At 73.3% G+C, this 24,441-nt stretch carries 24 protein-coding genes; 17 read left to right on the top strand and 7 right to left on the bottom strand.

Annotated elements, in window-relative coordinates; all coding sequences use genetic code 11:
• Positions 1-86: 86 nt before the first annotated feature.
• Complete coding sequence (locus ABEE00_RS25025) at positions 87-1,064, top strand: cyclase family protein (protein ID WP_345747907.1); 978 nt, start codon at positions 87-89, stop codon at positions 1,062-1,064.
• 251 nt (positions 1,065-1,315) lie between these two features.
• On the opposite strand, the gene ABEE00_RS25030 is transcribed toward ABEE00_RS25025, so the two are convergent.
• The 3 genes from ABEE00_RS25030 to ABEE00_RS25040 form a co-directional block, all read right to left on the bottom strand.
• Positions 1,316-2,176 carry a helix-turn-helix domain-containing protein gene (locus ABEE00_RS25030; protein WP_345747908.1) on the bottom strand — a complete coding sequence of 287 codons (861 nt, stop codon included), beginning with the start codon at positions 2,174-2,176 and terminating at the stop codon, positions 1,316-1,318.
• A 182-nt stretch (positions 2,177-2,358) separates the two neighbouring features.
• Positions 2,359-3,255, bottom strand: coding sequence for an MBL fold metallo-hydrolase (locus tag ABEE00_RS25035; RefSeq protein WP_345747909.1), 897 nt, complete (start codon positions 3,253-3,255; stop codon positions 2,359-2,361).
• Between the two features lie 78 nt (positions 3,256-3,333).
• Positions 3,334-4,080, bottom strand: coding sequence for a DUF1838 family protein (locus ABEE00_RS25040; RefSeq protein WP_345747910.1), 747 nt, complete (start codon positions 4,078-4,080; stop codon positions 3,334-3,336).
• Between the two features lie 296 nt (positions 4,081-4,376).
• Between ABEE00_RS25040 and ABEE00_RS25045 the strand changes: the two genes are divergently transcribed.
• Positions 4,377-4,658, top strand: coding sequence for a hypothetical protein (locus tag ABEE00_RS25045; protein WP_345747911.1), 282 nt, complete (start codon positions 4,377-4,379; stop codon positions 4,656-4,658).
• Positions 4,659-4,789: 131 nt separating this feature from the next.
• On the opposite strand, the gene ABEE00_RS25050 is transcribed toward ABEE00_RS25045, so the two are convergent.
• Positions 4,790-5,392 (bottom strand): hypothetical protein, encoded by a 603-nt coding sequence (locus tag ABEE00_RS25050; RefSeq protein ID WP_345747912.1) that lies wholly within the window; start codon positions 5,390-5,392, stop codon positions 4,790-4,792.
• A 43-nt stretch (positions 5,393-5,435) separates the two neighbouring features.
• Here ABEE00_RS25050 and ABEE00_RS25055 point away from each other — a divergent pair, with 43 nt between their 5' ends.
• Genes ABEE00_RS25055 through ABEE00_RS25075 form a run of 5 tightly spaced genes read left to right on the top strand, consistent with a single transcriptional unit; the run spans position 5,436 to position 10,197 of the window.
• On the top strand, positions 5,436-6,632 hold the full coding sequence (locus ABEE00_RS25055) for a PIG-L family deacetylase (RefSeq protein WP_345747913.1): 1,197 nt from the start codon (positions 5,436-5,438) through the stop codon (positions 6,630-6,632).
• Positions 6,625-7,659: an ATP-grasp domain-containing protein gene (locus ABEE00_RS25060; RefSeq protein ID WP_345747914.1), complete on the top strand. Its 1,035-nt coding sequence runs from the start codon at positions 6,625-6,627 to the stop codon at positions 7,657-7,659. The genes ABEE00_RS25055 and ABEE00_RS25060 overlap by 8 nt, the downstream gene beginning before the upstream one ends.
• Entirely contained in the window at positions 7,656-8,432 is a 777-nt protein-coding gene (locus ABEE00_RS25065) for a PHP domain-containing protein (RefSeq protein WP_345747915.1), read from the top strand. The genes ABEE00_RS25060 and ABEE00_RS25065 overlap by 4 nt, the downstream gene beginning before the upstream one ends.
• Positions 8,429-9,991, top strand: coding sequence for a glycosyltransferase family 2 protein (locus ABEE00_RS25070; protein ID WP_345747916.1), 1,563 nt, complete (start codon positions 8,429-8,431; stop codon positions 9,989-9,991). The genes ABEE00_RS25065 and ABEE00_RS25070 overlap by 4 nt, the downstream gene beginning before the upstream one ends.
• Entirely contained in the window at positions 9,991-10,197 is a 207-nt protein-coding gene (locus tag ABEE00_RS25075; protein WP_345747917.1) for a hypothetical protein, read from the top strand. Before ABEE00_RS25070 ends, ABEE00_RS25075 begins: the two co-directional genes overlap by 1 nt.
• Positions 10,198-10,223: 26 nt before the next feature.
• On the opposite strand, the gene ABEE00_RS25080 is transcribed toward ABEE00_RS25075, so the two are convergent.
• The gene (locus tag ABEE00_RS25080; RefSeq protein WP_345747918.1) at positions 10,224-11,327 is read right to left on the bottom strand and encodes a methyltransferase domain-containing protein; all 1,104 of its coding nucleotides are present in this window, start codon (positions 11,325-11,327) and stop codon (positions 10,224-10,226) included.
• A 337-nt stretch (positions 11,328-11,664) separates the two neighbouring features.
• Here ABEE00_RS25080 and ABEE00_RS25085 point away from each other — a divergent pair, with 337 nt between their 5' ends.
• On the top strand, positions 11,665-11,793 hold the full coding sequence (locus tag ABEE00_RS25085; RefSeq protein WP_345747919.1) for a hypothetical protein: 129 nt from the start codon (positions 11,665-11,667) through the stop codon (positions 11,791-11,793).
• Positions 11,794-11,832: 39 nt separating this feature from the next.
• Here the strand turns inward: ABEE00_RS25085 and ABEE00_RS25090 are convergent, their stop codons facing one another.
• On the bottom strand, positions 11,833-12,768 hold the full coding sequence (locus ABEE00_RS25090; RefSeq protein WP_345747920.1) for a LysR family transcriptional regulator: 936 nt from the start codon (positions 12,766-12,768) through the stop codon (positions 11,833-11,835).
• A gap of 130 nt (positions 12,769-12,898) precedes the next feature.
• Here ABEE00_RS25090 and ABEE00_RS25095 point away from each other — a divergent pair, with 130 nt between their 5' ends.
• From ABEE00_RS25095 to ABEE00_RS25120, 6 genes are read left to right on the top strand one after another with little or no spacing between them, the layout of a single operon-like run.
• On the top strand, positions 12,899-13,903 hold the full coding sequence (locus ABEE00_RS25095) for a fumarylacetoacetate hydrolase family protein (RefSeq protein WP_345747921.1): 1,005 nt from the start codon (positions 12,899-12,901) through the stop codon (positions 13,901-13,903).
• Entirely contained in the window at positions 13,900-14,892 is a 993-nt protein-coding gene (locus ABEE00_RS25100; RefSeq protein ID WP_345747922.1) for a cyclase family protein, read from the top strand. Before ABEE00_RS25095 ends, ABEE00_RS25100 begins: the two co-directional genes overlap by 4 nt.
• A gap of 23 nt (positions 14,893-14,915) precedes the next feature.
• On the top strand, positions 14,916-16,064 hold the full coding sequence (locus tag ABEE00_RS25105) for an FAD-dependent monooxygenase (protein ID WP_345747923.1): 1,149 nt from the start codon (positions 14,916-14,918) through the stop codon (positions 16,062-16,064).
• The gene (locus ABEE00_RS25110; protein ID WP_345747924.1) at positions 16,061-17,086 is read left to right on the top strand and encodes an amidohydrolase family protein; all 1,026 of its coding nucleotides are present in this window, start codon (positions 16,061-16,063) and stop codon (positions 17,084-17,086) included. The genes ABEE00_RS25105 and ABEE00_RS25110 overlap by 4 nt, the downstream gene beginning before the upstream one ends.
• A 28-nt stretch (positions 17,087-17,114) precedes the next feature.
• Complete coding sequence (locus ABEE00_RS25115) at positions 17,115-18,053, top strand: VOC family protein (protein WP_345747925.1); 939 nt, start codon at positions 17,115-17,117, stop codon at positions 18,051-18,053.
• A gap of 32 nt (positions 18,054-18,085) precedes the next feature.
• Positions 18,086-19,087: a fumarylacetoacetate hydrolase family protein gene (locus ABEE00_RS25120; RefSeq protein ID WP_345747926.1), complete on the top strand. Its 1,002-nt coding sequence runs from the start codon at positions 18,086-18,088 to the stop codon at positions 19,085-19,087.
• Positions 19,088-19,199: 112 nt separating this feature from the next.
• Here ABEE00_RS25120 and ABEE00_RS25125 read toward each other — a convergent pair whose 3' ends face one another.
• Positions 19,200-20,636 (bottom strand): amino acid permease, encoded by a 1,437-nt coding sequence (locus ABEE00_RS25125; RefSeq protein WP_345747927.1) that lies wholly within the window; start codon positions 20,634-20,636, stop codon positions 19,200-19,202.
• 72 nt (positions 20,637-20,708) lie between these two features.
• Here ABEE00_RS25125 and ABEE00_RS25130 point away from each other — a divergent pair, with 72 nt between their 5' ends.
• The 3 genes from ABEE00_RS25130 to ABEE00_RS25140 all read left to right on the top strand — a co-directional run bounded on the left by ABEE00_RS25130 (position 20,709) and on the right by ABEE00_RS25140 (position 24,327).
• Positions 20,709-21,632: a LysR family transcriptional regulator gene (locus ABEE00_RS25130; protein ID WP_345747928.1), complete on the top strand. Its 924-nt coding sequence runs from the start codon at positions 20,709-20,711 to the stop codon at positions 21,630-21,632.
• Positions 21,633-21,959: 327 nt separating this feature from the next.
• Positions 21,960-23,411, top strand: coding sequence for an MFS transporter (locus tag ABEE00_RS25135; RefSeq protein WP_345747929.1), 1,452 nt, complete (start codon positions 21,960-21,962; stop codon positions 23,409-23,411).
• A 46-nt stretch (positions 23,412-23,457) separates the two neighbouring features.
• Positions 23,458-24,327 (top strand): nitrilase-related carbon-nitrogen hydrolase, encoded by an 870-nt coding sequence (locus ABEE00_RS25140; RefSeq protein ID WP_345747930.1) that lies wholly within the window; start codon positions 23,458-23,460, stop codon positions 24,325-24,327.
• Positions 24,328-24,441: the final 114 nt, after the last annotated feature.

Here is a 24,441-nt window from a genome sequence, read left to right on the forward strand (position 1 = left end):
GCCCCTCAAAGAAACCGCACGCCGCCCCTGACAGAAACCGCACGCCGCCCCGCGGAAAGCCGCCCCTGACAGAAAGCGCCCGAGCCATGACGATGCCCACCTACCACCAGCTCACCCGGCGTACCGACGCACCGGCAGGCTCCAGCTGGCACCTGTTCGACGACCACCCCGAACCCGAGCGCGGCATGGCCAACTTCGCCGGGAGCGACCAGATACGGGACGCGGCCCGGAGCGTCACCCGGGGCCTCGCCTTCAACCTGGACTACCCGCTGGACGCCTTCGACCCGCCCATGGCCAAGGCCCGCGACATCCCCCGGCACCACATCACGGCCGCGCACGACCAGGCGCGCGACGACCACCTGGACAACTTCCACCTCCAGGCCACCAGCCAGATCGACGGCCTGCGCCACCGCCGCGCCTCCGGACACGGCTTCTACAACGGCGTACCCGACGAGGAGATCCGCCCGCGCGGCCCCCGCCTGGGAGTGCAGCTCTGGGCCGAACGGCCCCTGGCGGGCCGCGGAGTGCTCATCGACATCGAGGGACTGCTCCGCGACCGGGGCACCCCGCTGGCCCACGCCGAAGGCCCCGCCCTCACCACCGGCCTCCTGGACGACGCCCTCGACGCGCAGGGATGCCGCGTCGAGCCCGGCGACCTGGTGATGGTCCACACCGGGTGGGCCCACTGGTACGTGAACACCACTCCCGGCGAACGCGCCGAGGCCCGCGCGCAGCGCCGGGCGACGGGCTTCACCCAGAGCCGCGACTTCGCCGCGTGGTGCTGGGACCACCGCATCGCCCTCATGGCCGGCGACACCTTCGCGGTCGAGGTGCTCCCCGTACGCGATGGCGGCGACTTCGCCGACAGCGCCCCCGAGGACGGCGGCATGATGCACCAGGAGCTGCTCGCCAAACTCGGCCTGCCGCTGGGCGAGTTGTGGAACCTCACCGCACTCGCCGCCGACTGCCGCGCCACCGGCCGCTGGGACAGCCTCCTCACCGTGAAGCCGCTCGCCCTGACAGGCGGAGTGGGATCACCCGCCAACGCGACCGCCCTCCGCTAGCGGGACGGGGGGGGGCACCACGCCCCCGGTGACAGGAGGTCCGGGTCCCGGGCGCCGTCCTGTGTGCCGGCGCCCGGGCCCATCCCCCGTCTGTGATCACGGTCCCGGCCCCCGTACCACGAGAAGTGGCCTCCGGAAGGATCACTGTCGGAGACCCTAACGACGGGTCGGCACAGCCGTCTTGGACGAATTTGACCTGCCGGACCGGCGCCCGAGGGACCCGAAGTCTCGCCCACACACACCACGCCCCCTCAGCGCGCCAGCGCCCCCTCCATCCAGCGCGCGTCCGCCACCTGTCCCGGCGTGGTCTCGGCCAGTGCGCGGAACTCGCGGTTGAGATGCGCCTGGTCGTAGAACCCGCAGGCGGCCGACACCGCGCTGGGCTCCGCGCCCTGGAGCGCGAGCAGCCCCACCGCGCGGTGGAAGCGCAGCACCCGTGCGGCGGACTTGGGCGCGAGGCCGACCTGCTGGGTGAAGCGCCGCACCAGATACCCCTGGCTCCAGCCGACCTCGGAGGCGATGCGTGCGATCGGCATTGCGCCCGCCGCGCCGGTGAGCAGCCGCCACGCGTGGCGTACCTCGGGCGCCGGCTCGGGCCCCCGTTCGAGGCGGGCGAGCAGGGCGGCGTCCAGCAGGTCGAAGCGGGTGGCCCAGTCGTCGGTGGCCTCCATGCGCTCCAGCAGTACGCGGGTTCCGGGGCCCAGTACGTCGGCGAGGTCGACCACACGGTTGGTCAACTCCCGCATGGGCACGGCGAAGAGCCGGTACGCGCCGACGGGCGTCAGCTCCAGGCGGATCGCCTCCTGCCCGCCGGGGTGCGCCACCGTCCGCGGCCCGTCCTCCAGCCCGGCGATCAGCGAGCCGACCACGCCGCCGCCGCTTCCCTCCTCGCGCGTACGGCGTACCTGCGCGAAGGGTTCCCTGAGGTTGAGCACCAGCACGGCCCGGCCCGTGGGAACGAGCCGCGCCTGGTACGGCATCGGCCGCCCCGTCTCCCAGTAGCCGGCGTAACTGTGCAGATACGGACGCAGCGCCGGCGGCCAGGGCCTCGTCACCCGCCACCACCTGCCGAACTGGGTGAGGTGCAGCCCTCCGGCCCCGGCACCCGACACAGGCCCCTCCTTGCCGGCCGCGGCCCCGGCGGCGTGAACGCGGGGCGCTCGCGACGCTCGTACGGTCAACCGCCACGAGCGTAGCGTCGTGCGCGGCACCGCTGCGGGCGCTTGCGCAGGATCGCGTACGTCACCTCGCGAGCCTCAACGGGGCTTCTGCGCACGGGAGTTGACCGGGGCGACTACTGCGCCCGGTAACGCCCCTCCTCCACCTCCGCGACCTGCCCGGCGCTCAGCAGCCGCTCCAGGTGCTGGGCCGCCGTCCTGCGTTCGACCGGCTCCACGTGGGCGCCCTCGACGTGCGGCCGGTAGACCAGCCGGTGTTCGGCGATCTCGGCGAGCGTCCGGGGCTCGCGCAGGAAGGTCAGGAGTTCCGCGTCGCGCTTCTCCACCACGCCGGCGAAGGCGTCGAGCCGGCGCCCGAACTCTGCGGCGCCCTCGATCACGCCTTTCTGGTGGGACGTTCCGTACCAGCGCGCGTCGATCTCCCGGCACCGGCGCATCGACGCCTCGAAGTCCGCGAGGCTGCTGCCCACATCGCCGTAGTACGGCCCGAACGAGGTCAGATCGATGTCCGCCACGAACAGGAATCCCTCGGGTTCGATCAGGAAACCGCAGTGGCCGCTCGTGTGGCCGGGGAGGTGCACGACGGTCACGGTACGCCCGCCGAGGTCGAAGACGGCGCCGTCCTCGAAGCCCTCGGCGTCCGGGCGCCCGTGTACGTGGAATTGGTCCCGCATCATGGCGTCGAATGCCTCGGCCTCCGCCGTCGGCAGCCCGAACCCGGCGACCAGCGCCTCGCGTGAACGCAGCGCCTCCAGGTCGGCCTTGTGCACGTGGACGGGCACCTCGTAGCTGCCGAGACCGGCGATGTGGTCCTCGTGCGCGTGGCTGACGAGCACCGCGTCCGCGGGCGGCGCGGCGTCGACGAGCGACAGCGAGGGGTCGACGACCAGCGATGCGTCCGCGCCGCGCACGAGCAGCGAATTCCCGTACGGATAGGCGCCCTTGTGGGCCCCGACGAGCACGCTGACGTCCCCGTATTCCACTGCCGTGTATCCGGCGGATCGCGTCTCCATGGGAGGAGACGCTAGGGACGCGCCCACTTTTGCACAACAGTCGTCATGTACAAGGCGCCGGGGGCCGGGGCCCACCGGTCACTTCGGCGGGTTGAGCTTGCGGAAGTAGGTCCAGCTCGTCTCGTTCGGCTCGCTCCACTTCTCCGGGGCGTGCGCGAACTCCGGGTGGTGCGCGGCGATGTAGTCGCGGGTGCGCTCGGGCACCTCCTCGTACGCGCCGAGCTTGCGGCCCCTGCAGTGGAAGGTGAGGCCGCCGGGGCGCTGCCCGCGCGCCATCCACGGGAGCCACGGGGACATCCGCGTCCAGGACATGGTGGCCGGCACGCTCGGCGCCGTACCGGCCAGGTCGGCGCGGTCGGCGAAGAACTGGAAGCACTCCAGGGCCTTGTACGTGTCGCCGGCCGAGTGCACGGGGTAGTCCGCCACCGGCAGCGGCGAGGGGTAGGAGAGCGGGATCTCCAGACTGAAGCAGACCTGTCCGCCGAGGTCGGTCGTGGGGACGGGGAAGGGGCGCCACCGCTGGTTCGCCGGGTCGTTCCAGATGTGCACCACCGGCAGGTCCTGCCAGGTCTCCAGGATCTCCCGGCTGACGGGATCGAGGAAGAACGCGGCCTCGCGGGTGAGCAGTTGGTACGCGTCGGGGCCTGCGTCGGCGTCCTCGACGAGCCGGGCGACATTGATCCCTTCGAAGCCGAAGACGCGCTGGTAGGGCTCGTCGGGGGCCCAGGAGTAGACGTCGCCTGTCCACCAGTACGTGACGTCCTCGCCGTCGAGCGAGGCGCGGGTACGGGCCAGGGAGCGCAGCGACTCTGCGGGTGTGGTCATGCGGACCACTCTGCCCGCCCGCCTGCCCCGGCTGCCAGCAGGACTCCGGCCTGCTCGTCCCTGCTTGTTATAGCCCCGTAACGAAGGATCTTGAGTGCTTGATGCGTTCTTCGCCCGCGTGGTGTGGTTCAGGTGTCCGAAAAGATCTTGGACTGCGACGCGGCGCTCCGCCGCGGCCGGACACGACCACCCGGCCGATCGCGAAGCCCGCCGCTCCACCCGCGCCCCGTGACGAACGGGCCCGCATGCCGTCCGGGCGCGCACACGACCACACCCATGCGCGAAAAGAGGGAAACATGCGCAGATTCCAGCGCGCAGCAGTCGCCGCCGTCGGCCTCCTGGCCTTCTCCGGCTTCGCTGCCCAGTCGGCCCAGGCCTCTGACCCGCCCCGCACGTACGGGAGCTTCTCGTCCTGCCAGTCGGCGGGCAAGTCGGCGAGTGACATCGTCAAGTACCACTGCGTCCAGCAGGACAACGGCAGCTGGTACCTCGAGGTCGACCAGTGGAAGGAGTGCCCGCCGCCGGCGAAGGTCAGCACCGCTTCCACGAAGAACGGGCTCTCCACGATGGGTTGCTGAGGACTCCTCGGCATAGACCGCCCAGGTGGTGAGCACACCACGCAGGCGCTCGGCTGGTGTCTTCCGGTCGAGCGTCTTGCGGTGGCGACTGCTGAGCTCCTGCGCGACGCGTACGAGAAGAGGCCGACGTCTCACGTGCCGAGGCTGCGGCTGTGCCACACGCGCAGGCCGACCGGTCCCGTGGCGTGGCGTACCGCGTTGGCCAGTAATTCGGAGGTCACCAGCAAGGCGGTGTCCGCCAGGGCCTCCAGGCCCCAGCGCCGCAGGGCCCCGCGCACCAGGCGCCGCCCGGCCGGTACGGAGGCGGGCTCGCCGGCCGGCTCGCTCCCGGCGACGTCCAGCGGCGCGTCGGGGAAGGCGGACCTGCTGGTGCGGCACTCCGCCCACGCCCAGCGGCACCCCGGTGGGCACCGGCAGCGCGCCGGCCCCCGCGTCCGGCGCGACGCTCTGCACGGGAAGGTGCCCGGCCGAGCACACCGTGACCGCTCCCGCGGCCGGATCGGCCACAGGGTGACGTCCACATCGAGGAGCCGGCCGTCGCGGGTGAGGCGCCGGGGCTCGTAGTGCTCGATCCGCTCGCCGCGTCCGATGCGCCGCAGCAGGCCGGCCTCGTCGGCGCCGTGGCCGTAGAGGCGGGTGGCGGCGGCGTTCCAGAAGGCGATGCGCCCGTCGAGGGTCGGCGTGGACCCCGGGAGGGGCGACCACGCATGTCCGGAATACCCGAAAAGCTCCATAGCTGAATTTCACCCCGATAGTTAACTTATGTACCATCGACACGTGATATCCGAACCGCACCGCTCCCCGCTCACCCCGTCGGTCGGACCGGCCCTCAGCACCCCTCCCGGCGACCTCGCCGGCGCCGCCCTCTCCGCCGTTCCCGCAGGTCACCCGCCGGATCCGGAGCCTCGTACGGGACCGCTCGCGGGGATGCGCATCCTCCTCGCCGACCGCGACCCGGGGTACGCCCGCCAGCGTGCGGTGCTCCTGCGCGAGAAGGGCGCGGCCGAGGTCGGAGAGGTCTGCGACCTGGAGAGCTTCCGCGCCGCGGTGCGCAGCAGGCCCGGCAGGAGCCGGGAGTGGGATCTGGTGCTGTGGGACGACGGGATCGACCTGCACGGCGCCGACCGCGAGGAGCTGCTGGAGAAGTGGTCGCAGCAGCACCCGCACATCCCCGTCGTCCTCGCCTCCGAGGACATCTCCATGGAGCGCGCCATGTCGGCCCTGCGCGGCCACGCGGCGGACCTGGTGCTGCGCGAGGCACCGGCGGACGAGCTGGTGCGGACGCTGCACAGGGCGTACGACACCCGCCTCCCCTCCCCCGTGGCGGCGTCCGAGCGCCCGACCCGGATGCTGGTCGTGGGGGCGCACCCGGACGATGTGGAGATCGGCGCGGGCGGCACCATCCACCGGCGCTGGCGCGAGGGCTGGGAGATCACCGTGCTGACGCTCTCGCACGGCGCGGGCGGCGGCGATCCCGAGCAGCGCGCACACGAGGCGCGGCGGGCCGCGACGGTGCTCGGCGCCGAGCTGGTCATCAGGGATCTGCCGGACGGGCGGATCGACGACAGCGTGAGCACCGTGCGGGTCATCGAGGAGACGGTGCGCGCCACCGACCCGCACGTCGTGCTGGTGCACTCCGGGCACGACACCCACCAGGACCACCGCGCCGTGCACCGCGCCACGCTCGTCGCGGCGCGCGGCATCCAGCGAGTGGCCTGCTATCAGTCGCCCTCCGCCACGGTGGACTACAACCCCACCCGCTTCATCTCGCTGAGCCGGGGCGACCTGGACGCCAAGCTGGCCGCGATCCGCGCGCACGGCACCCAGTCCTCCACCCGCCGCTATCTGGACGAGGACCTGCTGCGCTCGACGGCCCGCTACTGGAGCCGCTTCACCAGCGACGAGTACGCCGAACCCCTGGAGCTCCTGCGTGACACCACACCCAGCGGACCCGCACCCCACGCCCATGCCTGAGCGCGCGCCCGCCCCCGACTCCCTGCCGCTCCCCGATCTGGCGCAGGCCCTGGGCAGGCCGCCGAGGGTGCTGGTCACCGGCGCGGGAGGGCCGGCGGCCGTGTGCTTCCTGCGCGGGCTGGGCGAGAGCTGCGAGCTGTTCGCCGCCGACATCGACCCCAACGCGGTGGGCCTCTACCTCGTCGACCGCGAGCACAGGTGGCTGCTCCCGCGCGGCGACGACCCCGACTTCACCGGGGCGCTGCTCGACCTGTGCACCTGGCTCCAGATCGACGTGGCCGTACCCACCGTGGACGTCGAAATGGTGCCGCTCGCGCGGGAGTCGGCCGCCTTCGAGGAGGCCGGCGTCCGGCTGCTGCTCTCCCCCGCCGAGGCGCTGGAGAACTGCCTCGACAAGTGGCGCCTCGCGCGCGCCTGCGAGGGCGCCGTGCGGGTGCCGCACACCGTTCTGTACGAGGCGGGCCCCGGCTTCACGGGCGAGTACCCGGTGGTGGCCAAGCCGCGCCAGGGCAGCGGTTCGCGCGGCATCGTGCTCGCGCGCGGGCCCGAGGATCTGGTGCCCCTGCCGCAGGACGGTTCCTATCTGCTCCAGGAGGAGCTGCCGGGCGCCGAGTACTCCGTGGACGTGCTGGCCCGCGCCGACGGCCACGTGGTCGCCGCCGTACCCCGCTCCCGCGAGAAGACCGACTCCGGGATCGCGGTGGCCGGGCGGGTGCTGGACGGCCCTGGGCTCTCCAAGCTGGCCGCCGGGGTGGTGCGCACACTGGGCGTGCGCGGCATCGCCAACGTGCAGGTACGCGAGGACCGCACCGGCACACCGGCCCTGCTGGAGATCAACCCGCGGCCGCCCGGCGGCCTGTCCATGACGATCGCGGCCGGGGTGCACATGCCGGCCTGGGCGCTGGCCGACGTGCTGGGCCTGCCCGTTCCCGACGCGCTCCCGCACCGCGAACTGGACGTCGTACGGCACTGGGAGGACGTCCTGCTGCCGGCCGGCGGCCTCGGCGAGGTGGGTGAGCGGGCGTGACGACCTCGCCCGGAGGGCCCCTCGCGGACCGCGCCGGAGACGTGCTGCGCACCGACCACCACACGCACACCGACTTCACCGACGGGCGCGACAGCCTGGAACGGGTGGTGGCCGCCGCCGAATCGGCCGGGCTGCACACCCTCTTCGTCACCGACCACGTCCGCGCGGACAGCGACTATCTGCCGCGCTACGTGCGGGCGCTGGACGCGGCGGCCGCCGGTACGCCGGTGCGGCTGGTGTACGGCGTGGAGGCCAAGATCATGGACACCTCGGGCCGCATCGACCTGCCGCCCGACCTGACCGGGGTGCGCCACATCGCCCTCGCCGACCACCGCTTCCCGCTGCCCGCGGGCCCGGCGCACCCCGACACGGTGCGCGAACTCCTCACCGACGGGCGCCTGTCGGCCCACGACGCGCTCGCCATGCTGGTCGAGGCGACCTGCCGGGCCGTGGCCGCCGTGCCGCCGGGGCTGGGCGCACACGTGGCGCACCTGTTCAGCGTGCTGCCCAAGTGCGGGCTTGAGGAGAGCGCCGTGGACCCCGTGCTGCTCGCCCGGCTCGCCGACGCCTGCCGCGCCTCCGGGACCCCGGTCGAGCTCAACGAGAAGTGGCGCTGCCCCGGCCCGGCCACCGCGCTCGCCCTGCACAGGGCCGGCGTACGGCTGGTGGCGGGCAGCGACGCGCACGCCGCCGAGGCGGTCGGGCGCTGGAGTCACGCGGCCGAGGTGCTGGACGCTCTGCCGGGCCCCGGGGCCGGGAGCCAGGCGTCGTGAGCGAGCTCGAAACGATCCTGGACATCGTCGCGTTCGTGATCGTCTTCCTCGGCGCGACGCCGCTGCTCTCCGCGCTGCTGCAGTTCCTGCTCGTCGGCTTCCACCGCTTCCGGAAGCTGTACGAGAAGGCGCTGCCGGAGAACGCGCCGCGCGGACGGGCCTGGCCGTATCTGCCGCGCACCGCCATCCTCATTCCGGCGTGGAACGAGGCCGCCGTGCTGGCCGCCTCCGTCGAGCGGCTCGTCGCGCTGGAGTATCCGCCCGACCGGCTGCGCGTGGTGGTCGTGGACGACGCCAGCACGGACGAGACACCGCAGGTCATGGCCCGCCTCCAGGAGCGGCATCCGGGCAGGGTGCTGCACCTGCGCCGGGAGAACGGCGGCCAGGGCAAGGCGCACACCCTCAACCACGGGCTGCGCGAGGTGCTGGCCGACGACTGGGCCGAGGCCGTGCTCATCATGGACGCCGACGTGATCTACGACCGCGACGCGCTGTGGCGGATGACCCGGCACCTGGCGCGGCCCGAGGTGGGCGCGGTGACCGCGTACATCAAGGAGGGCAGCGGGCGCGAGGGCACCTACCTGAACCGCTACATCGCCTTCGAGTACATCGCGGCTCAGGCCGCCGCGCGCCGCACCCAGAACGTCCTCGGCGTGGTCGCCTGCCTCGCGGGCGGCGCCCAACTGCACTCCCGCGAGAACCTCCTGGCCCTCGGCGGACAGATCGACACGACCACCCTCGCCGAGGACACCGTCACCACCTTCGAGACCCAGCTCGGCGGCCGCCGGGTGATCTTCGACGGCGCGGCCACGGTGCGCGCCGAGGAGCCGGGCGGCATCGCCGGGCTGTGGAAGCAGCGGCTGCGCTGGGCCCGCGGCAACCTCCAGATCACGCACCGCTACCGCAGCCTGTGGTTCCGCGGCCGCCTCGCGGGGCGGCACCACAGGCTGGGGTCGTGGACGTTCGGGGTCGCCTGGTTCTCGCTGCTGCTCACACCGCTGCTGATGGTGCTGTGCTCGCTCTCGCTGCTGTTCCTCTACTTCGTGGGCCACTACGAGCGCGCGTGGTCGGCCTTCCATCTGCTCTGGGTCATCAACCTGGTGAGCTACCTGTTCATCGTGCTGGTCAGCCTCGCCATCGACCCGGAGACCGCGCGCCGCTGCTGGCGCGAGGCGCTGGTCTTCCCCGGGATCGTCGCCGTACTGATCATGGTGATCGCCGCGGTGCCCCGCGTCTTCGAACCGCTGCTCGCGCGCTGGGGCCTGGGCCTCGGCCCCGAGTCGGCGCACCCGCTCGTGGTCTTCTTCTACATCTGGCTGCTGCTCTGCCTGCCGCTCGCGTGGCTCGCCAAGGTCGTCGCGGGCCGGCGCCGCCTGCGCTGGCTGGCCCCCGTACTGGTGCACCTGACCGGGTACGGGTCGCTGCTCGCCGCCTGTTCGGTCGCCGCCTTCTTCCTGGAGCTGCGCGGCGCGGAGATGCGCTGGGACAAGACGGAGAAGACGGGGAAGGCGGGGAAGGTCACCGCGGCGGACGGCGACGGAGAGCGGGAGGTGCGGTGATGGACGGCGCGCACCGCGAGCACGGCACGGGCCGAGAGCACCGCACGGACCCCGAGCACGCCGAGGCCCTCGAAGCCCTGGAGCAGCGCTGCGTGGACGGCACCGAGCACGACGTCAAGGCCGACCACCGGCTCCTGTGGCGCGAGTTGGCGATCATCGCGGTGATCGCGGCGCTGATGGTCGTACGCCAGATCTGGCTGGTGTGAGGGCCGGGGACCCCGTCGCCCCGGCCCTACTGCGTACCCAGCGGCGGGCCGACCGGCGCCGTCGGCACCCGGTGGGCGGGCGAGTCCAGCCAGGGGCGGTGCTCGCCATCGGGGGTCACGGTGAGGCCGTACCGCTCATGCCCGGGGCGGCCGTTGGCGTCCCACCAGCGCCAGGCGTCCTCGACCGCGTCCCACAGCCGCCGCTCGCCGCCCTGCCAGACCCGCGCCTCGCGCCCCTCCTCCCAGGAGGCCGCGGCCCAGGAGCGGTCGCTCAGCGAATACCACCAGCCCGCGCACACCCCCGTGCGCTGCCGCCCGAGCCGGTGCACCGCGCGCGGCACGGCCAGGCCGAGCGCCCAGCGCGCCGGGCTGAACGCCGTGTCGCCGAGGTCACCGGGAGCGAGCGCGGTGCCGAGGGGCGGGCCCGCCAGGCTCCAGTCCTCCGGCACGTAGTCCTCGGTACGCGGCAGCGGACTGCGCTGGGCGCGCGCCTTCATGAACTCCAGCGGGCGCAGGAACCTCCCGCACCCGCCCCCTTCGCCGTCGGCGGTGAGCCGCAGCAGCGCGTCCTGGTTGGCGTAGTCGGTGCCCCACGGCGCCAACAGCAGCCCGCCCGGCCTGAGTTGGCCGAGCAGCGCGGGCGGGATGCGGCGCAGCCCCGCGGTCGCGATGATCCGGTCGTACGGGGCTCCCGCGGGGTGTCCCCGCGTGCCGTCGCCGACCAGCAGCGTGGGGTGCAGTCCGGCGCGGCGCAGGTTGTGCCGCGCGGTCTCCGCGACCGCCTCGTCGATCTCGACGCTGACGACGGCGTCCTCGCCGAGGCGGTGGGCGAGGAGGGCGGTGGACCAGCCCGTTCCGGTGCCGAGTTCCAGTACGCGCATGCCGGGCGCGAGCGCGAGTTCGCCCAGCATCCCGGCGACCACGCTCGGCATGGAGGAGGACGAGGTCGGCACGGAGCCGGGCCCGGGCCCCCGGTGCGCGCCGTCGTCCCACTGGGTCACTATCGGCGCGTCACTGCGCGCGAACCGCGCCCAGCCCTCGGGGTCGCTGCGCCGGTCCGCGCGCACGCTGGTGCCGGTCGCCATGTCCCACGGCCACATCTCATCGGGCAGGAAGGCGGAGCGCGGCACCGCGCCGAAGGCCGCGGCCCACTCCGCGGGAATCCCCGGGTGCGGACTCGGAGACGGACTGGGAGGCGGGCTGCTCACCGTCCGCCGCCCGCGTCGCCCGGCGGCCGGCCGTCGGGGCTCGGCGGCTCGGGCGGCGGCGTCCAGGGCTTGTCCGACGGCTCGCCCCGGTGCTTGTCCTCGGCCATCGAGCACTCCCTTCCCACGGTGTCGGGGCGACGCTACCGGTCGGTCGGCCCCGGCGTCCCGTGCGGGCCGCTCGGCGCACACGACGATGACAATCAGGTTGCAAAATGCTCCGCGCCCAACACCCGTTCCCCCGGGGCTCGTTGACGAGGGCATGGACGAAGACGAGTCGTACGAAGGGCCTGAGCCCTCCTGGGTGGTCTGGGCGCGTTCCGTCCTGGTGGGGGCGACCGTGGTGATGCTGACCGTGGCCGTGATGGTCAGCGCGGTGAGGTTCCGCTGAGAGCGGTACGGCCGAGGACTCTCCGCCCCGTGCGCGCCCCTACTCCCCCTGCCCGTCCGGGAGTTTCCCGGCGACCCGTACCGCCGTCTCGCGCAGCCAGATGTGCGCCGCGTCGTGGGTGTGCGCCGGGTGCCACCACAGCGCCTCCTGGAGCGGGACGGCCTCGTACGGCGGTTCCAGCACGCGTACGGGGGCCGTGCCCTCCAGCAGGCGTGCCAGGCGGCGCTGGACCAGGGCGATCCTGCGGGTGCCCGCGACCAGGAAGGGCAGCACCTGGAAGCTGTCGGCCGACACCTCCACGCGCGGTTCGACGCCCAGCATGCCCAACTGCCGTACGGCGGGGGCGTCGTAGGTGCGCTGATAGGTCACCCACGGCAGCCGGGCCAGGTCGTCGCGGGTGAGCTCGTCGCCGATGTCCGGGTGGTCGTCGGCCGCCAGGAAGACCCACTCGTCCTGATAGAGGTCGGTCGCCGGGAGGTCGTTGATGATCCCGTGCGGCATGAGCAGCCCGTCGGCGCTGCTCAGGTGGGTGGCGGGATCCTCGCTGAGGGCGGCGGTCGTGCGGGTGAAGCGGAACCGTACGCCCGGGGCCTCCGCGTGCGCCGTGCGGGCCAGCGCGGCGCCGAAGACGGCGACGGCGTAATCCGAGGCGAGCAGCGTGAACTCCCGTTCCTCGGTGGCCGGATCGAAGCCCGGCTGGCTGCTGAACAGCCGCTCCAGCACGTCGCAGGCCGTCGAGGTGCGGTCCAGCAGCACCCGTCCCAGCGCGGTCAGCTCGTAACGGCCGCCGACCCTGGCCAGCAGGTCGTCGTCGAAGTGCCGGCGCAGCCGGGCCAGCGCCGCGCTCGTCGCGGGCTGGCTGAGCCCGATCCGCTGCCCGGCGCGGGTCACGTTGCGCTCCTCCAGCAGGGCGCGCAGGGCGACGACGAGGTTGAGGTCGAGGCTGGCGAGGTTGGTGGGACCGAGCGGATTCATGGGAACGAGCATAGGCGACGGTATCCGGGGTGTGGATACCGGAGATCCAAGGAATCTATTTCCCTGATCAGGGGCGCCGGGGCGAGAGTGGGGGCACCGCCGCCGCTCCCCCGACCAGGAGGCCGCTCCCGTGCCACCGTCCGCCTTCACCCCCTTCGCCGGGCCCTTCGCGCTGGGCACCGTCTCCATACCGGGCTCGGACCCGTACCCGGCCCTCGTCACCTCCGACGGGCAGGCGCTGGACCTGCGCGAGCCATTCGGGGAACGGGAGTTGACGGTCCGTCGGCTGCTGGAACGCTGGGCGGATGCGCTGCCGCGGCTGCGGGCGCTGGCCGCCGGCGAGGCCCCCGCGGAGGGAGCGGCCCGGCGGCCGGTGGACGGGCTCCGCGTGCACGCGCCCGTCGAGCCCCGGCAGATCTTCCAGTCCGGCGCCAACTACCGCCGCCACGTCATCGACCTGCACCTCGCGCACCGCGACGGCTCCGACGGGCTCACCGAGGAGGAGGCGCGCGCGGAGGCCGCGGCGATGATGGACCGGCGGGCCGCCGAGGAGCTGCCGTACGTCTTCACCGGGCTGCCGAGCGCGCTGACCGGCCCGTACGAGGACGTGGTGCTGCCCGCGTGGGCACAGCAGCCGGACTGGGAGCTGGAGTTGGCCGCGGTGATCGCGCGCCCCGCTCACCGGGTGGCGCCGGAGGAGGCGCTCTCGTACGTCGCCGGGTACACCCTCGCCAACGACCTGACGGACCGGGCGAGCGTCTTCCGGCGGGACATGCCGCAGATCGGGAGCGACTGGCTGCGCTCCAAGAACGCGCCGGGGTTCACGCCGCTGGGCCCGTGGATCGTGCCGGCCGAGTCCGTTCCAGACCCCTCGGACCTGCGCATCGAGCTGCGGCTGAACGGCGAGGTCATGCAGGACGAGAGCACCGAGGACATGATCTTCGACGTGGCGCGGGTGGTGTCCTATGCCTCGCAGAGCGCACAACTGCTGCCGGGCGACCTCGTGTTGACCGGCAGCCCGGCGGGCAACGGCATGCACTGGGGGCGGCTGCTGCGGAACGGCGACGTGATGGACGCGTCGATCACCGGGCTCGGCGCGCAGCGCACGCGCTGTGTCGCGGAGGAGGTCCGGTGACGGCGGCAGGCACTCCGGAAGCGTCGCACGCGCTCGACCCCGACGACCCCGAGGGCGCCATCGCCCGCGCGGCCGCCGCGTACTCCAACTGGGGCCGCTGGGGCGAGGACGACGTGCTGGGCACCCTCAACTTCCTGGACGCGGCGAAGCGCCGCGAGGGCGCGGCCCTCATCCGGCGGGGCGTCAGCTTCTCGCTGGCGCAGCGCTTCGACAGGGACGGGCCGCAGAGGGGCTGGCGCCGCCGCACCAACCCGGTGCACACCATGCTCGACACCGGCACCGACGCGGCGCTCGGCCTCCAGGGCTTCCCCCACGGGCTCGGCGGCGCCGACGACGTGATCGCGATGCCGCTCCAGTGCTCCACGCAGTGGGACGGGCTCGGGCACATCTTCGACCACGGCAAGGCGTGGAACGGCCGCGCGGCCGAGCACACCGTGACCTCCGACGGCGACCTGGTCACCGGCATCGAGCACATGGCCCCGTACGTGGCGGGCCGCGGCGTACTCCTGGACGTGGGGAGGGCGATCGGCGACAACGGGGAACTGCCCGACGGATTCGCCATCACTGAGGCGCACTTGAGCGCGACCGCCGCCGCGCAGGGCGTGGCCGTCGGACGCGGTGACCTGGTCCTGGTCCGCACCGGGCAGCTCGCCCGGGTGCGCCGGGAGGGCTGGGGCTCCTACGCGGGCGGTCCGGCGCCCGGCCTGTCCTTCACCACCGCGGGCTGGCTGCACGGGAGCGAGATCGCCGCGATCGCCACGGACACCTGGGGGTTCGAGGTGCGGCCCAACGAGTTCGCGCACGCCTTCCAGCCGCTGCACCAGATCGCCATCCCCCACCTCGGCCTGCTCCTGGGCGAGATGTGGGACCCGGAGGCGCTGGCGGAGGACTGCGCGGCCGACGGCGCGTACGCCTTCTGGCTCACCGCCGCGCCGCTGCCGGTCACCGGCGCCGTCGGCTCCCCGGTCAACCCCGTCGCCGTCAAGTGACCAGCACAGCAAGGGAATCACCCATGACCAGTCCCCGTACGGATTCCGCGTCCCGCACCGTCCTCGTCGTCGGCGGTGGCGCTGCGGGCAGCGCGGCGGCCGTCCTGCTGCGGCGCGCCGGGATCGCCGTCGACCTCATCGAGGCCAAGGAGGACGGCAACGCCACCGCGGGCTCCGGCATCACGCTCCAGGGCAACGCCCTGCGCGTACTGCGCGAACTCGGCGTGTGGGAACGGCTCGCCGCGCACGGCTACCCCTTCGACGGCGTACGCATCACCGCCCCCGACGGCAGCGTGCTGCACGAGGGCCGCGACCTGCGCACCGGCGGCGAGGACCTGCCCGCCACCCTGGGCATGGGCCGCCCGCGGCTCCAGCGCGTCCTGTCCGAGGCGGTGCGCGCGAGCGGCACCCGCGTGCGCCTGGGCACCCGCGCCGAGTCCCTGGAACAGGACGGCGAGGGGGTCATGGTCCGCTTCACGGACGGCACCGAGGGACGGTACGACCTGGTCGTCGCCGCCGACGGGGTGGGCTCGGCCACCCGCGCCGCGATCGGCATCGCCGACCGCCCCGAGCCGACCGGCATGGCCATCTGGCGCGCCGCGGCCCCGCGCCCCGCTTCCGTGACCCGCACCGACCTCGCGTACGGCGGCCCCGCCTACATCGCGGGCTACTGCCCCACGGGCGAGGACAGCCTGTACGCGTACGTCGTCGAGGACAGCCGCGACCGCGGGTCCATACCGCCGGAGTCGTACGCCGCCGAGATGCGCCGCCTGACCTCCGGGTACGGCGGCAACTGGCCGGAGATCACCGCCCACATCACCGACCCCGCGCAGGTCAACTACGCGTGGTTCGACCGGATGCTGGTGGAGGGTTCCTGGCACCGCGGCCGCGTGGTGCTGGCCGGGGACGCGGCGCACTGCTGCCCGCCCACGCTGGCCCAGGGCGCGGCGATGTCCCTGGAGGACTCCCTCGTCCTCGCCGAGCTGCTCACCAGCGGGCGCGCCTGGGACGAGGAGCTGCTGCGGGAGTACCACGCGCGCCGCGTCCCGCGCGTGCGCGCGGTCGTGGACGCCTCCGTACAGATCGGGCAGTGGCAGCTCGACGGCGTACGGGACGCGGACGTGCCGGGGCTGATGGGGCGCACGATGGCGATGCTGCGGGAGGCGCCGTGAGCGCGGGCGCCGCATGGGGCACGGGTGCGCCGACCGTCGACGTGCACGCCCACGTACTCCTGCCCGAGATCGAGGAGGTGGTCGCCGGTCTGCCGGGGCACGCCGAGGCGCGGGCGCTGGACGCGCGCCGCAACGGGCCGGCCTCGCTCGCCGTCAGCGGTCCCATGGTGCGCGAGCGCCTGCCCCGGCTGACCGATCCCGGCGTACGGCTCGCCGCGATGGACGCGCAGCGGGTCGACGTGCAGCTCGTCAGCCCGTCGCCCTCGCACTACCACTACTGGACCGGCGAGGAGACGGCGCGGCGGCTGTACGAGATGGCCAACGAGGGGACGGCGGCGCACTGTTCGGCCGAGCCTGGCCGGCTTAAGGGGCTCGGTCTCGCGCCGCTCCAGCACCCCGAGCTCGCCGTACGGGCCCTCGACCACGCGCTCGGGGTGGGGCTCGCGGGCGTCGAGATCTCCAGCCACGCGCCGGGCTGGGAACTGTCCGACCCCGCCTACGAACCCCTGTGGTCCCGTGCCGAGGAGACCGGTGCCCTCGTCTTCCTGCATCCCTTCGGCTGCACGCTGGATGAGCGGCTGGACCGCTGGTATCTGTCCAACACCGTCGGGCAGCCGGCCGAGAACGCCGTCGCGCTCTCCCATCTGATCTTCTCCGGCGTCCTGGACCGGCACCCGGGACTGCGCCTCCTCGCCGCGCACGGCGGCGGGTACCTGCCCACCCACATCGGCCGCTCCGACCACGCCTGGGCCGCCCGCGAGGACGCGCGGGCCGACTGCGCGCATCCGCCCAGCAGTTATCTGCGGCGGCTCTACTTCGACTCGCTCATGCACGACCCGCAGGTGCTGCGCGCCCTGGTGCGGGCGGCGGGCGCCGACCGGGTGCTGCTCGGCTCCGACTTCCCCTTCGACATGGGCACGGAGGACCCGCTCGGCGCGCTCCGGGCGGCCCACCTGCCCGACGCCGACTTCCGTTCCGTACGCGGCGGCACCGCGGCCGCCCTGCTCGGACTCATCCCCTGACCCACCCCCTCCCGAGGAGGAATCCACCATGAGCGCTCGCCTGCTCACCCACCTCCGGCACGTCGACCTCGCCGTGCCCGACTACGCCAAGCAGCTCGACTTCTACTCCGGCGTCTGGGGCCTGACCACGGTCGCCGAGGATTCAGGGCTGTCCTTCCTGGCCGCCGAGGGATCGCCCGAGCAGTACGTCGTACGGCTGCGGCAGGCCGAGGAGAAGCGGCTCGACCTCGTCTCCTTCGGCGCGGCGCGCCCCGCGGACGTGGACACCCTCGCCGAACGACTGCTGGCCGGCGGCGTGCAGTTGATCTCACGGCCCGGCCCGCTGGACACCCCGGGCGGCGGCTACGGGTTCCGCTTCTTCGACGTGGACGGGCGGACCGTGGAGGTCTCCGCCGAGGTCGGGGCGCGGCAGCACCGCAGGATCGAGGAGCGCGAGGCGATTCCGGTCAAGCTCTCGCACGTGGTCCTCAACTCCCCCGACCTGAACCGCACACGGCGCTGGTACGAACGCCACCTCGGCTTCCGGCTGTCGGACACGCTCAGCTCCCCGCACATGGGCGAGGTCATGCACTTCCTGCGCATCAGCAGTCAGCACCATTCGATAGCGATCGCCCAGGGGCCGCACACGGCGCTGCACCACGTGTCGTTCGAGATGCGCGGGCTGGACGAGTACATGCGCGGGGCCGGGCGCGTGCTGCGGGCCGGTCACCGCCAGATCTGGGGGCCCGGGCGGCACATGGCCGGGGACAACACCTTCAGCTACTTCCTCGACCCGCACGGCAACACCATCGAGTACAGCACCGAGCTGGAGGAACTGGACGAGGACACCTGGCACCCGCACGTCTACGACTTCTCGCGGCCCGAGGTCACCGACCAGTGGGGAACCGCCAACCCGATGAACGAGTTGATCGCCAAGGAGTCCTTCAACGACCCCGACCGCGGCTGCTTCATCGCCCCGCCGGTCTGAGCCCCGTTTCCCCCACCTCGTCAGGAGCCGCCTTGCGCTTCGCCGCCTACGTACACCAGCAGCAGCACCGGTTCGCCGTGCTCGGGGACGACGACGTCCTGCACCCCGTCCCCGGCGCCGCCTCGCTCACCGAACTCCTCGCGTCAGGGGGTGCCTCGGGGGATGCCTCAGGAGGCGGCTTGTCGGCCGTGCTCGACGCCGGTGCCGCCGCGCTCGACGCGGCGGCGGGACCGCACGTCTCCGAGGTGCGGCTGCTGCCTCCGCTCCGGCCCGCCTCGATCCGGGACTTCGTCTCCTTCGAGGAACACGTCGAGGGGGTACGCCGCACCGTGGAGGGCACCGGCGGAGTGCCCGAGCAGTGGTACGAGGCACCCACCTTCTACTTCAGCAACCCGCACGCGGTGTTCGGCCCGCACGACGACGTACCGGTGCCGCCCGGCTCGGCGGTGCTGGACTTCGAGCTGGAGGTGGGCGCGGTCATCGGCGCCGAGGGGGCCGACCTCTCCCCCGAGCAGGCGCGCGAGCACATCCTCGGCTACACCCTCTTCAACGACTGGTCGGCCCGCGATCTCCAGTCGGCCGAGATGCGGGTGGGCCTCGGGCCCTGCAAGGGCAAGGACACCGCGACCACCCTCGGCCCCTATCTGGTCACCGCCGACGAGCTGGAGCCGCACCGCGACGCCGAGGGCTTCCTGCGCCTCGCCCTCACCGCCGAGGTGAACGGCGAGGTCGTCGGCACCGACCTGCTCTCCAACATGAGCTGGACCTTCGAGGAGCTGACCGCCTACGCCTCGCGCGGCACCCGTGTGCTGCCCGGCGACGTCCTGGGCTCCGGCACCTGCGGCAACGGCGGCTGCCTCGCCGAACTCTGGGGCACGAGCGGCACGCAGACCCCGCCGCCGCTCAAGCCGGGCGACACCGTGACCCTGACCGCCGAGGGCCTGGGCACCGTGGCGAACACGGTGGTTCCCGGAGCCGACCCCGTACCCCTGCCGAAGGGGCGGCGGCGGAGCCGGGAGCGGCCGGCGGCCTGAAGCCGCGACGTGCCCGCGGCGCCTTCGCGCAGCTCTTCGCGCGCTTCCTTCGCGGGCTTCCTTCACGCGGCGCCTTCGCCCGGTCTCTCAACTCGCCGCCCCGCGCGGCCCCTCACGCGCGAAGGCGCCGCCGCTGCACCCCGAAGCCGAGCGCGACCAGCACGGCGGCCAGGCCCAGGGACAGCCACAGCTCCAGGCGGTGTCCCGGGGTGACGGCCATCAGCACCAGCACCGCCACGATCACGGCGATGGTGGCGAGGGTGAGGCCGGGGTGGAGCCACATCCGCACCTCCGGCGTCTCGCCCGCCGCGTCGGTCCTGCGGCGCATGGCGAGCTGGGTGACCGCGATGGTCAGGTACATCATCAGGGCGATCGCGCCGCTGGAGGCCATGAGGTAGCCGAACAGGCGCTCCGGCAGGAAGTAGTTGCCCGCCACCGCCAGGAACCCCACCGCGGTGGAGGCGAGGACCGCACGCCGCGGCACGCCCCGCGCCGTCACCCGCGACCAGGAGGCGGGGGCGTCGCGGCGGCGGGAGAGGGAGAAGGCCATCCGGGAGGCCGTGTAGAGCGCGGAGTTGAGGCAGCTCGCGACGGCCACCAGCACCACGATGTCCATGAGGGTCCCGGCGCCCGGCACGTGCAGGGTCTCCAGGGTGAACTGGTAGCTGCCCACCTGGAGTCCGGGCGCGTTCCACGGCACGAGGCACACGACGACGAAGGTGGAGCCGAGGTAGAACAGACCCAGGCGCCACACCACCGCGTTGACGGCCTTGCGCACCCCCTCCTTCGGCGTGGCCGACTCGGCCGCCGCGATGGTGACGACCTCGCTGCCCTGGAAGCTGAACATCGCGGTGAGCAGCGCCGCGACGACCGCCAGCCAGCCGTTCGGCGCGAAGCCGCCCTCGGAGGTCAGATGCGCGACGCCGCTGGGGCCGTCCCCGGGCAGCACGCCGAGCACCGCCAGCGCGCCCAGGGCGATGAAGCCGCAGATGGCGACGACCTTGATCAGCGCGAACCAGTACTCGAACTCCCCGTAGTTCCCCACGCTCAGCAGGTTGGTGCAGGTGAGGGCGAGGGTGACCGCGAGGGCCCAGAGCCAGGCCGGTCCGCCGCACCAGCCGGCCAGGATCCGCGCCGCCGCCGTCGCCTCGATGGGGATGACCAGGACGTAGAACCACCAGTACAGCCAGCCCACGGCGAAGCCGGCCCAGTGCCCCAGCGCGCGGTCGGCGTACGTGGAGAAGGACCCGGTGTCCGGGTGCGCGGTGGCCATCTCGCCGAGCATGCGCATCACCAGCACCACGAGCAGCGCGGCGACGGCGAAGGAGACGAGCACCGCGGGACCCGCCGTGGCGATGGCGGTGGAGGACCCGACGAACAGCCCGGCACCGACCACGCCGCCGATCGAAATCATCGTCACGTGGCGGCGCTTGAGCCCCTGCGCGAGCTGGGGCTCCGCCGCACCGCCCGTGACACCGGCGCCGCCCGTGCCGGAGCCGTGCTCCTGTGGCGGTGCGGCGGAGGGGTGGTCCGTCGTGCTCGTGTGCATGGCACGGACACTAGAAGCGCCCCCGGTCAAGGACAACCTTGACGTATCCAGTGCGCATCACAGGATGAACCTATGCCTACTCTCAACCAGCTCCGCGCGTTCGTCCTCGCCCAGGAGCTCGGCTCCTTCACCGCCGCGGCCGAGCGGCTGCAGATGGCGCAGCCCTCGGTGTCCGAGCTCGTGCGCCGCCTGGAGGAGGAACTGGGCGCCGGGCTGTTCTCGCGCGGCGGCCGCCGCCTGGTGCTGACCGACCCGGGACGGGAGCTGCTGCCGCACGCCGAGCAGGCGCTGGCGGCCGTCGAGCACGGCAGCCGCGCGGTGCGCTCGCTCAGTGCGCTGGGCGGCGGCACCGCCACCTTCGGGGTGCTGCGCAACGCCGACTACTACCTGCTCTCCGACCTCGTACGGCGCTTCCACGCACGCCACCCGGCCGTGCGGGTGCGGCTCGTGGGGCAGAACTCCGCCGAGACCGCGGCGGCCGTCGCCTCCGGCGAACTGGAGGCCGGGCTGGTGGTATTGCCGGTCGACGACGACAACCTCACCGCCATCCCGCTGCTGCGCGACGAGGTGCTCTTCATCAGCGGCGACCCCGAGCGCGCCAGGGAGCCGGTGACCATCGGCCAGTTCGCCGCGTCCTCCCTGGTGCTCTACGACGCGCACTACGGCTGGCGCGACCCCACCCGGCGCCAGCTCGCCGACCGCGCCCAGCTCGCCGGGCTCCAGCTCACCCCGCTGATCGAGCTGGAGCACGTGGAGTCGGCGCTCAAGCTGGCGGCGCACGGCGTCGGCGAGACCATCGCGCCGCGCGCCGTGGTCGAGAGCGACAACTTCCCCGAGGGGCTGTACGGCGTCCCGTTCGCCGAACCGCTCTACGACACCATCGCGCTGGTGCAGCGCCGGGACCGCCCGCTCACCCCCGCGACCCGCGAATTCGCCCTGCTCGCCGAGGAGATGCTGAGCGGCCTCGACAAGGAGGGGTCACGCGCCGACGGCTGAGGCGGCCCCGACCCGAGCCCACTGCGGGCGGCGAGCGCGCAGCCCACAGCGCTCGCTGACGGGCACTCACATCCCCCGCCTCACGCCGCGTTGGCCGGATCTTGACGCGGTGGGGGCCCGCCGTTAGCGTGACCGCCTCATGCATACGCATGCACACTGATGATCACGGTGCCGGAGCCCCGCGGGCCGCGCGCCGTCCACACCCTCCCGGGCCCGGCCCCCGGCCGGGCCCGCGGTGGTCACCCCCACGTCGATACGAGGCCGCTTCCCCCTGCCCTGCCACGGCGGAGGCGGCCGGTCCGACCACACCCCGAAGGGGGCACAACGATGGCCACAGCGTCGACAGCGGCGGGCCGCACCGAGGCTCCGCCCAGCAGAGTCGGCATGCCCCGCGCCGTATTCGCCGGATGCATCGGCAACTTCATCGAGCAGATAGACGTCGGCCTCTACGGCTATCTGGCACCGGTGATGGCGGCGTCCTTCTTCCCTGGCGGGAATCCCACCGTCGCGCTGCTCAGCACCTACGGCACCTTCGCCGTCGGCTTCCTCGTCCAGCCGCTGGGCGGGGTCGTGTTCGGCAGGATGGGCGACCGGGTCGGCCGCCGCACCCTGCTGATGCTCACCATCGTGCTGATGGGCGTGCTGACCGCGTGCATCGGCGTGCTGCCCACGTATGCACAGGTGGGCGTACTGGCGCCCGCGCTGCTGCTGTTCATCCGGATCCTCCAGGGCGCGGTGCACGGCGGCGAGTACGGCGGCGCGCTGACCTTCATCATCGAGTACGCGCCCCGCCGCAGCCGCGGCCTGTACATGGGGTACGCCTCGCTCGGCGTCTTCGGCGGGCTGCTCGTCGGCGCCGGGCTCTCCTCGCTCATCTCCGCGCTGCTCAGCGACGGGCAGATGGCCTCCTGGGGCTGGCGTGTGCCCTTCCTCCTCGCGCTGCCGCTCTCGCTCGGCGGCCTGCTGCTGCGCCGCAGGGTCGGCGAGACCCCGGCCTTCCTGGAGGCGCAGCGCAACGAGTCCAAGCCCCGCGAATCCCCCGTACTGGAGACGCTGCGCGCGCACTGGCGCCCGCTGCTGACCTTCACCGGCTACGCGATGACCAACGCGGTGCTCTCCTACACCTGGGTCACCTACCTTCCCCAGTGGCTGTCCAAGGAGGGCGGCCTGGGCCACTCAGCGGCCTTCGCCAGCAACCTCGTCTCGCTCGCCGCCTTCCTCCCGATGCTCGTGCTGGCGGGCTGGCTCTCGGACCGGATCGGCCGCAAACCGATGCTGCTGGCGGGCTGCGTCGCCTGTGTGACGGTGGTGCCGCTGGCCTTCTGGGTGGCACACCACGGCAGCTTCGGGTCCGCCGTGACCGCCCAACTGATCTACCTGATACCGGAGTTCTGCATCGCCGTCCCCGCGACGGCCAGCCTGCCCGAGATGGTGCCCACCCGGGTGCGGGTCACCGCCACGGCGCTGGGCTTCAACGTGCCCTTCTCCCTCTTCTCCGGCACCGCACCCATGGTCGCCACCGCCCTGGTCGGCTGGAGCGGCACGCTCTACGCGGTCTGCGCCTACCTCGGCGCGCTGGCCGTCATCTCCTTCTTCGCCGTCCTGCTCGGCTTCCGCGACACGGCGCGCGACAGCCTCACCGGGGAAGACGGCGAGGACCGCGGGCCGGAGGGACAGCAGACACCGGAGCACACCGGGACGACCGACGGCGCCCAGGCCGGAGTGGGAGACAGCGACGGTACGCCGCCGGGCGCCGGGGAGTTGTCCGTACGGCGGTGAGCTTCGACCCGTACGGCTTGTGAGCACGCACAGGAAGGTAATCCGCATGGCCCGTATCGCCTGCCTGCCCCTCGCGCCCCGGCCGGGCGCGCCGGAAGCCAACCGGCGGGCGGTGATGCGGGCCCTGGCCGGTGCCTGCGCCGAGGGGGCCGACATCGTCGTGCTGCCCGAACTCGCCTCCTCCGGCTATGTGTTCCACACGGTCGAGGAGGTGAGGGAGGCGGCCGTCTCCGCCGACGGGCCCGAGCTGCGCGCGTGGGCCGCGGCCCTCACCGGGGACACGATGGCCGTGGCCGGCTTCCCCGAACTCGGCGCCGACGGGCGGCTCCACAACAGCGCGGCCCTGCTCACGGCCGAGGGGGTACGCGCCGTTCACCGCAAGGCCCACCTGTGGGACCGGGAGAAGCTGTTCTTCACCCCCGGCGACGCGCCGCCCCCTGTGGTGTCCACGCCGTTCGGCCGCATCGGTGTGCTGATCTGCTACGACCTGGAGTTCCCCGAGTACACCCGTGCCGCGGCGCTGGACGGGGCCGACCTCCTCGCCGTACCCGTCAACTGGCCGCTGGTGCCGCGCCCTTCGCGCGAGCGCCCGCCCGAGGTGCTGATCGCGCAGGCCGCAGCCCGGGTCAACCGTCTGGCCATCGCCTGCTGCGACCGCCGCGGCACGGAGCGCGGGCAGGAGTGGACCGAGGGCACCGCGATCGTTGGCGCCGACGGCTGGGTGCTCGCCGAGCACGGCACCGGGGACGGCGACGGCGACGGTGTACGGGGAACGAGCGCGGGCGTGTGGGCCGAAGCGGACCTCACGGAGGGGCGCGACAAGCGGGTCTCCGCGCACAACGACCTGTTCGCCGACCGGCGCCCGCATCTGTACGGGGAGGGCGGGGGGCCGTACGAGGGTGCGGCCGGAGCATAGGGAAGCCCGCGCGAGAGGGCCGACCGGCGAGGGGTGCCGGTCGGCCCTGTCTTCACGGGAGTCCTGCCGTCACGGGAGCTCTGTCATCACGGGGGCGTCGGCGCGTGGCCGGGC

The sequence above is a fragment of the Streptomyces odontomachicola genome (assembly GCF_039605595.1).
Taxonomy (GTDB): Bacteria; Actinomycetota; Actinomycetes; order Streptomycetales; family Streptomycetaceae; genus Streptomyces.

Bases quoted from the DNA above. Each gene is read 5' to 3' on its own strand.
- ABEE00_RS25025 (WP_345747907.1), top strand. From the start codon at position 87: ATGACGATGCCCACCTACCACCAGCTCACCCGGCGTACCGACGCACCG.
- ABEE00_RS25035 (WP_345747909.1), bottom strand. From the start codon at position 3,255: ATGGAGACGCGATCCGCCGGATACACGGCAGTGGAATACGGGGACGTC.
- ABEE00_RS25040 (WP_345747910.1), bottom strand. From the start codon at position 4,080: ATGACCACACCCGCAGAGTCGCTGCGCTCCCTGGCCCGTACCCGCGCC.
- ABEE00_RS25045 (WP_345747911.1), top strand. From the start codon at position 4,377: ATGCGCAGATTCCAGCGCGCAGCAGTCGCCGCCGTCGGCCTCCTGGCC.
- ABEE00_RS25050 (WP_345747912.1), bottom strand. From the start codon at position 5,392: ATGGAGCTTTTCGGGTATTCCGGACATGCGTGGTCGCCCCTCCCGGGG.
- ABEE00_RS25060 (WP_345747914.1), top strand. From the start codon at position 6,625: ATGCCTGAGCGCGCGCCCGCCCCCGACTCCCTGCCGCTCCCCGATCTG.
- ABEE00_RS25075 (WP_345747917.1), top strand. From the start codon at position 9,991: ATGGACGGCGCGCACCGCGAGCACGGCACGGGCCGAGAGCACCGCACG.
- ABEE00_RS25085 (WP_345747919.1), top strand. From the start codon at position 11,665: ATGGACGAAGACGAGTCGTACGAAGGGCCTGAGCCCTCCTGGGTGGTC.
- ABEE00_RS25090 (WP_345747920.1), bottom strand. From the start codon at position 12,768: ATGAATCCGCTCGGTCCCACCAACCTCGCCAGCCTCGACCTCAACCTC.
- ABEE00_RS25105 (WP_345747923.1), top strand. From the start codon at position 14,916: ATGACCAGTCCCCGTACGGATTCCGCGTCCCGCACCGTCCTCGTCGTC.
- ABEE00_RS25115 (WP_345747925.1), top strand. From the start codon at position 17,115: ATGAGCGCTCGCCTGCTCACCCACCTCCGGCACGTCGACCTCGCCGTG.
- ABEE00_RS25125 (WP_345747927.1), bottom strand. From the start codon at position 20,636: ATGCACACGAGCACGACGGACCACCCCTCCGCCGCACCGCCACAGGAG.
- ABEE00_RS25130 (WP_345747928.1), top strand. From the start codon at position 20,709: ATGCCTACTCTCAACCAGCTCCGCGCGTTCGTCCTCGCCCAGGAGCTC.
- ABEE00_RS25135 (WP_345747929.1), top strand. From the start codon at position 21,960: ATGGCCACAGCGTCGACAGCGGCGGGCCGCACCGAGGCTCCGCCCAGC.
- ABEE00_RS25140 (WP_345747930.1), top strand. From the start codon at position 23,458: ATGGCCCGTATCGCCTGCCTGCCCCTCGCGCCCCGGCCGGGCGCGCCG.